Genomic DNA, 9262 nt, shown 5'->3' on the forward strand with positions numbered 1-9262 from the left:
TGATTAGAGTCTACACCTACAGCATATATACCTCTTTCTTTCGCTGCTTCAAATACTCCCATCCCTGATCCCGCTGCTGCTTGATATACAATATCAGCTTTACTGTCTATCATTGATAATGCCATTTCTTTTCCACGAGCTGGGTCATTAAATGGACTATTTCCACCAACGTATGCTTCAAATGTAGTTATTTCTGGATTAATATATTTTGCTCCTGCCATAAATCCATCTCCAAAATTTTTGATAAGTGGTACTTCCATCCCACCTATAAATCCTATTGTATTTGTTTTAGTCATCATTCCAGCTAACGCTCCTGCAACAAATGACCCCTCTGGTTCATTGAATGTCGCCGATATTACATTTGGCATATCAATAGGTTCATCCACCATTAAAAAATGTACCTCTGGATATTCTTCTGCTACTTTAACTATAGAATCTCTCATTTGAAATCCTATACCAATTATTAGATCGTAATTTGCTTCTGCAAACTGTCTTAAAAATGGATCAAATTCTGATACATTTGCCGGTTCTACATATTTTATTTTAACCCCTAATTTTTCTTCTGCTTCTTTTAGACCTGAATAAGCTGAATCATTAAATGATTTGTCTCCTAATCCACCTGTAGATAGTACTAATCCTATCTTTAATTCTCCATTATCTTCTACCTTTCCTTCTTTTTCTCCACCACATGCTGTTAATAATAATGCCATAACAACCATTATAAGTGTTAATATTTTTTTCATTTCTTCACCACTCCTTTTATAAACTTTCAGTATTATACAACAATATCACTCTAATAAACAGGACTTTCGTCCCTATATATATTTTATTAAATATAAAAAAAGGATTAGTTCTATACTAATCCTTAACTTTTCTCTATCTAACTTTATCTACGATTATAATCTCTTTACCCATAGCATTTAATAGGTTTTGTACAAATTTTAATCTAGGGTCAATAGCTCCTATTTCAAATCTACCTACTGCTGAAGTATGTTTCCCTAATTTTTCTCCTAATTCTCTTTGTGTTACCCCATTTTCCCTACGATATGTTCTGCATTCTTCAATCAATCTATCTCTTAAATTCATTATATTCCTCCCAATCATTACTCACTAAGACCTTTTAGAGTGATTATAATCTCCCTTTTAATTAAAAAAAATTCATTAATTTTGGAGGTCACTAAAAAAATGCATTAGCTTCACTCATAATAACATATAAGTCAAGAAAAATCAATGGTTTTCCTATTTTTTTCATAAAAAAATTAAGTATTGCTTAATTTTTAACTATTCTTTCCATCCTCCTCCACTTGTTTTTCTGGATAAAGATAATAAAAAACAAAAGAAATTCCGAAAGAAACTGCAGAGAATATAGTAGTCGCATAGACACCACTTCTCTCTACTCCCTGTGGTTTTGAGGTCATAGCCTCCATCAAACTTCCTGATCCTGCTACTAATAATATTGGTAGAGTCGCTATTGAAACCAAAAATGCCATCTTAAGAAAAAAACCTTGAATGCCAAAGCACATTCCTTCTACCTGAGTTCCACTGTCCTTAGTTATACGTGTCCCTATTTCACTTAGCATTGCCGGTGGATAGATAAACGCTGCACCTGCAACTGGTATTCCAATCAATCCAAATAATGCAAATCCGTATTTAACAGGCACTCCCCGACCAAGATAGTTCATAAGTAGTGATGTGATTATTAAAATACCTAACGAAATTAGCATTGGTTTTTTATATCCTATTTTTTTACAAAGTCTATTTGTTGGATAGAAAAATAATGCTGACATCCCAAACAATATAGCTGAAGCCAAAGTTATTGCTTCTTTTCCAAGTCCCATAACATCCTCTACAAAGTAGTTCATAGTTCCACGAAGAGTATTAAACCCTACGAAGAAAAAAAGTAGTCCTAGTAGATAATAGATAAAAGATCTATCCTCAAATATTATCTTGATTGAATTTTTTAATGATTCTGTAGATTTTCTTCCATGTGATAATTTTTTTTCAGGTACACCAAATATAGTTATTAGAGCTGGTAGAATAGAGAATAAAGCTAATACAATAACCATACCTCTAACACCTTTTTGAGTGTTTCCTCCACCTATAACTTTTATCAAAATTCCTGGTAAAATCATAGCTAATGCCGTATATAATAATCTAAATACAGACTGCCAAGTAGATAAATTGAGCCTTTCTTCCTTGGTATTTCCGATCTCCGGGATCATAGCGTTATATGGGGCTCCTACTATAGTATAGAACACAAAAAAAATAGACCCTGTACACATTAAATATATAAAAGTCATCCATTCATTTCCTAACACTGGATAAAAAAATGCAATAGTAGACAGTGCTAGCGGTACTATTCCTGCTGCTATAAACGGTATCCTTCTTCCCCACCTAGTGTCTACTTTATCAGACCAATACCCCACCAAAGGATCGGAAATCATGTCTACAGATCTAGATATAATTAATGCTAAAGATATTAATATTGGTGCCATTATTGGTGTTAATCCTGAATTTTCAGGTGGCAGATAGTAATATAGCACCCACTGGGCAAATATCTGATCCACTATGGCATAGCTGACTCCTACCCCATAAAATATCTGGTATTTCAAACTTAATTTTGTCTGTTCCAATTTTTTCCCTCCTTGTCGTATTTCTATGGAAGTACGGATAATTCATGAATTACCCCTCCAGAAATCTTTTATTCTTCATTATTTTATTATTATAGGGAACTTCCTCTCCTCATAAGGATTAATTATCCCATATATTCTGTCACATTTTATTTCAAAATTCAAGAGTTCCCTTTCCCTTTCATCTAAGATCAAACTTACATTTTTTAATCCCGATAGAGGCTTTATCCTAAAGGTATCTTTTTTTTCCTTGAGGTATCTACTCCCTTTTTCTGAAAATCCCAATATTTTTACATATGTAATCCCAATTTTAGTTTCATCTATTATTTTTTTATCTATCTTTAAAAGAATATGGGTTAACACCCTCTGTATCCTTCCATTGGTATACCTTTTAGTCATTAAATTTTTATAAAAATCATAAAAATCTGAATATTTTACCGCCATCTCAAAAACCCTATTATCTAAACCTATCTCCATATCTGCAACAAATTTAAGTTCTTCATAGTTATTTAAAATCTCATATCTCAACAAAGGATAAAAATTCTCTAGATATGTAGGAGTTCCTAAGAGGTCATGACTTTCTCTTGGCATGACTTTTTTTATTTCCTCTTCTCTACCTTCTTTTACCATGGCCCTTATGGAGGTTGCACTGGTAATCTCATCTATTATTTCCTTGGCATGATACCCTACAGCTTTTCTCTCTATGAGTTTAGCTTCCATAGATGATCCTAATTTTCTGATAGCTTTAATGTATTCTACTCCTAATATATCATTGGGTTTCAAGATACCTTTCTCTCCTAAAATTTCCTCGATAACAGAATTTATAGCATTGGGATAAGATATTCCTTCCTCCATTTTTTGTTTTATTTTTTCATCTACAAGTTCCTTTTGATCTATCTGTAAATATGCAATTTTTTTTAATTTTTCTAGGTCTGAAGATTCTGAACCAAAAACTAAGTTTTCTACCCCTAGTTTGTTCAAAATATCCACAGCTCCATGGGAAAATATTTCTGCTGCTTGGGCAGAATAAAATACAGGTAGTTCTACCACAAGGTCTACTCCATTTTTAAGGGCCATATTAGCTCTAGTCCATTTGTCGTATATGGCAGGTTCCCCTCTTTGTAAAAAATTACCACTCATAACTGCTATAACCAAATCACCATTTTTTTTAGCTTCCATCAAATGGAGTTTGTGCCCATTATGAAATGGATTATATTCCACGACTATTCCTGTTGCTCTCATCTTTTTCTCCTTTTTTAAGCTAAATAACCTAAAACTTCCCCTAATATAAATCTAATTTATACAGCTTGAATTCTTACTTTTAATTTCATTTTTTGGCTTTGATTTTTTATTCATTATCATATTATACATAATTTTTTTATATTCTTATATATATTTTAAAAGTATTGAAGATATTTGTTATCTATACTATAATAAGTGGGTTACTTAATAACATTTTTTAAGTACAAAATAAATTTTACTTTAAGAGGAGTTGGGTTATATGGACGATGGTATACGCAAACTGGATGTGATGAAACAAATGTAAAACAAAAGGAGGATTATATGTGAAAAACAAACTTTTAGAGTTAATTAAAGAAAAAAAGTTTAACTACCTTAAGGAAGAATTGATCAAATTAAACCCAGTTACTATTAGTGAGATTATTAGTGAGGTCCCCACTAGAGAGGGAATTCTAATCTATAGACTATTACCAAAAGAACTGGCAGTAAAATCGTTTTCCTATTTAGAATCAGAAGAACAGTTAGCAATGATAACTTCATTTTCTAAAGGAGAAACAACAGAATTAATCGATGAATTATTCTTTGATGATTTGATAGACTTAATCGAGGAGATGCCCGCTAATATCGTGACCAAAATATTACAAGTATCTTCCCTTGAAGACAGAAAAAAAATAAACCAATTTTTAAGTTATCCAGAAGAATCGGCAGGTAGTCTCATGACTACTGAATACCTTTCTTTAAAAGAAAATATGAGTATCAGCGAAGCACTAAAGCATATTAGAAGTATAGGTAAAAATTCAGAAAGTATCTATACTGCTTATATTACAGATAAACATAAAAAGCTCTTAGGAGTTTTATCTTTAAAAACAATTATCTTATCTGAATTAGATCAAAAAATATCGGATATATATATATCCGATGATATAGTCACTGTAAATACTATGGATGACCAAGAAATAATTGCAGATAAATTTAAAAAATACGACCTTATCTCTATTCCTGTAGTAGACTTAGAAGGTAGCTTAACTGGAATAATTACTATAGACGATATCGTAGAGGTTATAGAGGATGAAAATACCGAAGATATGCAAAAAATGGCTGCTATCACTCCTCTTACAGATAAATATATGGATGTAGGCTCTTTCCAAATGGCAAAAAAAAGAATTCCATGGCTCCTAATACTTATGATTTCAGCATCTTTTACCTCTGGAGTAATTGGGAAATATGAGCACACTTTGGCTCTTCTCCCTATATTGAATGGATTTATCCCACTATTGATGGATACAGCAGGAAATTCCGGTGCTCAGACTTCTACCCTTGTAATCAGAGAGCTTTCATTAGGAAATATTAGTTTAGGAGATTGGCTTAAGATAATGATAAAAGAATTTAAAGTCAGCTTTATCGTGGCTCTTATCTTATCTATTGCTAATTTTTTAAGATTATATTATTTAGAAATCACTCTTTTTGGAAGAGCTAATAAATTAGAAATTGCATTTGTAGTTTCAGCTACCTTATTTTTTACTGTTGTCTTAGCAAAATTAGTCGGAGCAATCCTGCCTCTAGGAGCACAAAAACTAAAGTTCGACCCTGCCCTTATGGCTGGGCCATTAATTACAACAATTGTAGATGTACTAGCATTGATTGTTTATTTTCACCTAATTACCACTTTTATGCCTGTATAAGAAGGAGGATATCATGTTAATAGCATTTGATATTGGAAACACACATATTGTCACTGGAGTCCTAGATGATAATGGAAATTTAATCACCAGTTTTAGAATTGCTACAAAGGATAATATCACTGAAGATGAACTTTTTTCATACTTAAAGAATATTACTGATTTCAATGAGATCAAATTAACTAATGTACGGGGAGTTATAGTATCCTCCGTAGTCCCTGGACTTATTAGAATATGTAATTATCTAGCAAAGAAATATTTTAATTTGTCTCCATTAATTATAAATTTAGATCTTAAACTACCTTTTGTTTTTGCAGAAGGATTAAATAGTTCTGGTTTCGGAGCTGACAGAATAATAGATATAGTGCAAGGATTAAAATTACATCCAAATAAAGATCTTGTAGTTTTTGATTTTGGAACGGCGACTACATATGAGATCCTTGTAGATAAAGTCTATATCGGTGGAGGTATCCTCCCTGGAATAAATATGTCTATAAATTCTCTCTTTGGGAATACAGCTCAGCTACCTAAAGTGAAGTTTGAAAATCCTCATACTATAGCTGGGAAAAATACAGTTGAACAAATTCAAGCTGGAATTTTTTATGGATATACAGGTCAGATCAAAGAGATCATCAGAAAGATTAAGGAGATCTATCCAGATACCTATATTATCGCCACTGGTGGCTTAGGAGAAATCATTAGCAAGGAAGTTAACTCTATAGACGAATATCTTCCAAATTTAAGTATTGAAGGGATGTATACTATCTGGCTAAAAAATAAATAAACTCAAAATACCCTCTCCTAATTTTATGAGAGGGTACTTTGTATAAACTAATATTATTTATTTTCTATCCTCTCATCACTTTCGATATTTGCTTTGTTTTATCCTTATAATAATCTACATTTGAAATCAAGTTTTAAATAAAATTAATTTTAATACTCGTAAAATTCTATAAAAAGGAAGAAGATCATTAAATTTCAAAGATTTTTCCTGTATTAAATTCTTCTATTTTACTTCCCAATATTTCTTTTAAAACACCAAACCCTTTTTTCCCAGTACAATGTCCTGTATAGATATGAGGTATCTCCATTAACTTTTCCCCTATATTCAATACTCTTTCTCTAGACTCAGCCAATTCTTTAGTTATATTATTTTGAAGATGAAATCCACCTACCAATCCCATTATTTTCTTATGTAAAAATCGTTCTCCCACACTTTTTACCATATTTAATATTCCCCCATGAGAACATCCTGTAAATACTATTAACTCATCTTTTTTTTCCTCAATTATCATAATTATCTCATGAGAAAATTCATCTAGAGTATAGTCTTCCCAACACTTTTTATAAAGATGTGAATTCCCTTTGAGAGGTTTCCCTTCATGATAAACATTCATCATAAAACTTATATTTTCATCTAATTTTAACTCTTTATCTATAAAAATAAATCTATCTATATTTTCTTTTAAAACTTCATTTTTTATCCCTATATATTTATAAAATCCCAATCTCTTTGAATAGACTTCTTCTTGAACTCTCCTACTAACTATTATCTTGGCAGTTTTATTTATCTCTAAAAAAAATTCTAAACCTCCTATATGATCATAGTGAGCATGGGATAATACCAAATAATCAACTTCACCTATATCTAACCCTAAAATCGCAGCATTCCTATTAAACAAATCATCTTTTCCTGTATCAAACAATATCTTTTTATCCATTGTCTCTATGTAGAGACTCAAGCCATGTTGCGTTCCTAGTTCCTTACATATTTCTTTTTGACCACTCCATAGATTATTTTCAACTAATGTAGTTATTTTCATATCTGCCTCCTCTTTTATATAATTTTAACAAGGAAATATTATTTTTTAAAGGTATATTATTAAAAAGATGGATCCGAATAAAAAACACCTGAAAAATTGAATGTGATTATGCATTCTATAAATGGTTCCGAGGAGGGAAAATTTATGTCTGATAAAAGAATTATAGATAGCGAGGAGTTGCTGCATTTAATTAAGATTAATTCTAGAAAAAACGAAAATGAAGAAGGTGACTTAGACTACGATATATTTGTTGGCTTTGAAGATGGCACTTATGAAGGAATAGAAGTCGATACCAGTTATCGAATTCTTGTTAGGAATGAATTTTTATTTATTTCTCAGATAAAGGAATTTTTAGAAGTATGGAATGGGGAAAATTTAGAAAAAGTGAGAGAAAACGCTACTTGGTTTATATCGGATTATTTCTCCGATGGAAATACTTATGAATTGGAAGATATCGATAGGGTTTTTAAAGAATATATTATAACAGAGGACCAGTTTATCGTAGTAAATAGTCACTATGAACTTTTTAAAAATATGATTGAACATCCAGGAAAAAGTATTGTAGTAGAATGGAGTAGATAAGTTTAATCATCTATATCAAAATAACATGATATTATATCCAATTAATCTATACTAAAAAAAGTAGTCCTAGGACTACTTTTTTCTTATAGATTAATTATCCTGCTGCGATAGCTTCTACTGGACAAGTTCCTGCACATGCTCCGCAATCGATACAAGCATCTGAAATTTCATATTTTCCATCTGTGTCAGCTGAAATTGCTGCTACTGGACAAGTTCCTTCACATGCTCCGCATCCGATACAAGAGTCTTTATCAATAATATACATAAGTGTTACCTCCTAAAAATTTAATCTAACTTACCAATAATATACTCTAATTATTTCCATATGTCAACACTTTTTTTCTTCTCTACCCCTTGTTTTTACTAGGTTTATTTGGCTATCAAACTATATTTAAATCTTTGTTTCCCTATAATATTTAAATTCACTAATAACACCTATTTCTTTATTGACCTATTAAAAAAAATGCAGATATAAAATTATACCTACATTATTCTTATTTTTATACATATTTTTATTTTATTTTACACTTAGTTTTACAAGTTTTCTTACTCACGCATCCACCACATTTAGATTCACCTTTAAATGATTTGAATAAACTTCTCAAAGAATAATATGATATCCCTAATAATACAAAACTTAAAAATATAGTTTTCATAATTCTCCACTCCTTTTAACTCTCTCTGATCTTCTCTCTTTTTATAAAAAGAGAGAGAATTTTATTAACCCTCGCTTTAATCAAAGAGAGGGAAGGGAGAGTTTTAAATAAACAATCTTCCTATTTGATAGATCAATGTAGATGCAACATACGGTACTAAGATTAAGAACCCAGTTACAAACCACATAAATTTATTCCCAAATTCATGTTTTATAGCTGCTAAAGTAACTATACAAGGTACTACCAATAAGATAAAGACCATAAATGAGTAAGCTTTTAATGGTCCTTCTTTATCTCCAGCCCATAAATTTGCTACTGCGCCTACAACTCCTACCCCTTGTTCCTCAACAGTCTCTGCATCAGGTGCTTCAAACAATCCACCGACAGCACTTATATTTACTATACCTAAGAATGAATCTTTTAAAGCAAATCCTAATCCTTTTACTTGTTCTACAACATCTTCTGTGAAAGTAGTTGGTTCTTCAATTTCGTCTTCAGTATTTCTTAGAGGCAATACCTGAGCCATAAATCCTACTACAACTTCTTTAGCTGCTATACTTGGTATAACTGCTGCTACAGCTTCCCATCTGTCCCCAAAACCTGTAGGCCTCATAATAGGAGACATTGTTTTTCCAAACTTTGCCATATATGAG

General features: G+C 31.3%; 11 protein-coding genes. 3 read left to right on the forward strand and 8 right to left on the reverse strand.

The window, feature by feature from the left end; all coding sequences use genetic code 11:
* From WBG30_RS14360 to WBG30_RS14375, 4 genes are all read right to left on the reverse strand, one after another.
* The coding region (locus WBG30_RS14360) for a BMP family lipoprotein (protein WP_424505337.1) at nucleotides 1-743 on the reverse strand (743 nt) is incomplete at its 3' end.
* Nucleotides 744-876: 133 nt separating this feature from the next.
* Nucleotides 877-1086 carry a helix-turn-helix domain-containing protein gene (locus WBG30_RS14365; protein ID WP_037029146.1) on the reverse strand — a complete coding sequence of 70 codons (210 nt, stop codon included), beginning with the start codon at nucleotides 1084-1086 and terminating at the stop codon, nucleotides 877-879.
* A gap of 191 nt (nucleotides 1087-1277) precedes the next feature.
* Nucleotides 1278-2633, reverse strand: a complete 1356-nt coding sequence (locus WBG30_RS14370; RefSeq protein WP_424505338.1) for an MFS transporter — start codon at nucleotides 2631-2633, stop codon at nucleotides 1278-1280.
* 78 nt (nucleotides 2634-2711) lie between these two features.
* Nucleotides 2712-3872 carry a nucleotidyltransferase gene (locus WBG30_RS14375; protein WP_424505339.1) on the reverse strand — a complete coding sequence of 387 codons (1161 nt, stop codon included), beginning with the start codon at nucleotides 3870-3872 and terminating at the stop codon, nucleotides 2712-2714.
* 323 nt (nucleotides 3873-4195) lie between these two features.
* On the opposite strand from WBG30_RS14375, the gene mgtE reads away from it, so the two are divergent.
* Nucleotides 4196-5551, forward strand: a complete 1356-nt coding sequence (mgtE, locus tag WBG30_RS14380; RefSeq protein ID WP_424505340.1) for a magnesium transporter — start codon at nucleotides 4196-4198, stop codon at nucleotides 5549-5551.
* Nucleotides 5552-5564: 13 nt separating this feature from the next.
* Nucleotides 5565-6332, forward strand: a complete 768-nt coding sequence (locus WBG30_RS14385; protein WP_424505341.1) for a type III pantothenate kinase — start codon at nucleotides 5565-5567, stop codon at nucleotides 6330-6332.
* Nucleotides 6333-6519: 187 nt separating this feature from the next.
* Here the strand turns inward: WBG30_RS14385 and WBG30_RS14390 are convergent, their stop codons facing one another.
* Nucleotides 6520-7371, reverse strand: coding sequence for an MBL fold metallo-hydrolase (locus tag WBG30_RS14390; RefSeq protein WP_424505342.1), 852 nt, complete (start codon nucleotides 7369-7371; stop codon nucleotides 6520-6522).
* Between the two features lie 144 nt (nucleotides 7372-7515).
* Between WBG30_RS14390 and WBG30_RS14395 the strand changes: the two genes are divergently transcribed.
* The gene (locus tag WBG30_RS14395; RefSeq protein ID WP_424505343.1) at nucleotides 7516-7953 is read left to right on the forward strand and encodes a hypothetical protein; all 438 of its coding nucleotides are present in this window, start codon (nucleotides 7516-7518) and stop codon (nucleotides 7951-7953) included.
* A gap of 94 nt (nucleotides 7954-8047) precedes the next feature.
* Here WBG30_RS14395 and WBG30_RS14400 read toward each other — a convergent pair whose 3' ends face one another.
* The 3 genes from WBG30_RS14400 to WBG30_RS14410 form a co-directional block, all read right to left on the reverse strand.
* On the reverse strand, nucleotides 8048-8218 hold the full coding sequence (locus WBG30_RS14400) for a 4Fe-4S binding protein (RefSeq protein ID WP_424505344.1): 171 nt from the start codon (nucleotides 8216-8218) through the stop codon (nucleotides 8048-8050).
* Nucleotides 8219-8465: 247 nt separating this feature from the next.
* Nucleotides 8466-8609, reverse strand: a complete 144-nt coding sequence (locus WBG30_RS14405) for a FeoB-associated Cys-rich membrane protein (RefSeq protein WP_424505345.1) — start codon at nucleotides 8607-8609, stop codon at nucleotides 8466-8468.
* A gap of 103 nt (nucleotides 8610-8712) precedes the next feature.
* Nucleotides 8713-9262, reverse strand: a 550-nt coding sequence (locus WBG30_RS14410; RefSeq protein ID WP_424505346.1) for a nucleoside recognition domain-containing protein, incomplete at its 5' end; no start/stop codon positions are given.

It is taken from the genome of Psychrilyobacter sp. (assembly GCF_049671765.1).
GTDB lineage: Bacteria > Fusobacteriota > Fusobacteriia > Fusobacteriales > Fusobacteriaceae > Psychrilyobacter.